The 619-nt window shown below is 50.6% G+C and carries 1 protein-coding gene; it reads left to right on the top strand.

The features are described from left to right. Positions 1 to 489: hypothetical protein (locus EXE42_RS15165; protein WP_199240766.1), on the top strand; the 489-nt coding region annotated here is incomplete at its 5' end. Positions 490 to 619 lie beyond the last annotated feature (130 nt).

Raw genomic sequence — 619 nt, 5'->3', positions numbered from 1 at the left:
ACAGAGACATTGTTCGAAGAAGTAGTCTATTCTCTCGTCGCTGACGTGGTCCATGGCTCTCGTTACATTCCAGAAGGAGATGGAGATCCTGAGTCAGAAGCAGATTCGGACATCGGGCATCTGTTGAGGGACGAATCAGGAGATGGAATACAAGGAATGCAACCAGATATTTTCCTCAGGGATCGAGGAACACCAGTTTGGATTGCCGACGCAAAGTGGAAGGAGAGTGACTCGCCGGCACGAAACGACCTGTATCAAGTCACAAGCTACCAACGGAAGGTGGGAGGGGATTCAGTGATATTCTATCCTGAGCAAGGGGGTTCCCTCGAAACCGTCTATGGACTCTCAGACGACGAGCATGACACACAGGAAGATAGTGAATTGCGGATAGTCGAGGTACCGCTAGGTGGTGAGACTTATCAAGAGTTTGAGCGAGAAGCCAGAGAGAAGGTTAGGGAAGCATTACAAGCACAACTTCCAGAGCTGTGATTTTCACTTGTATCGAGTTACGAGTCAGTTGGCGAAGTCAAGCGTAACCTGCTGTGCGTGACCGCCGATGTCAGCTTTTTCGTCCTCGAACTCGGCAAGGTCCATCCCACCACAGCGGAGCTTGTAGATG

This window comes from Halorubrum sp. SP3 (genome assembly GCF_005435195.1).
GTDB classification, from domain to species: Archaea; Halobacteriota; Halobacteria; order Halobacteriales; family Haloferacaceae; genus Halorubrum; species Halorubrum sodomense.
Note: the sequence above shows the minus strand (reverse complement) of the source record. Positions and strands in the feature narration are given on the sequence as shown.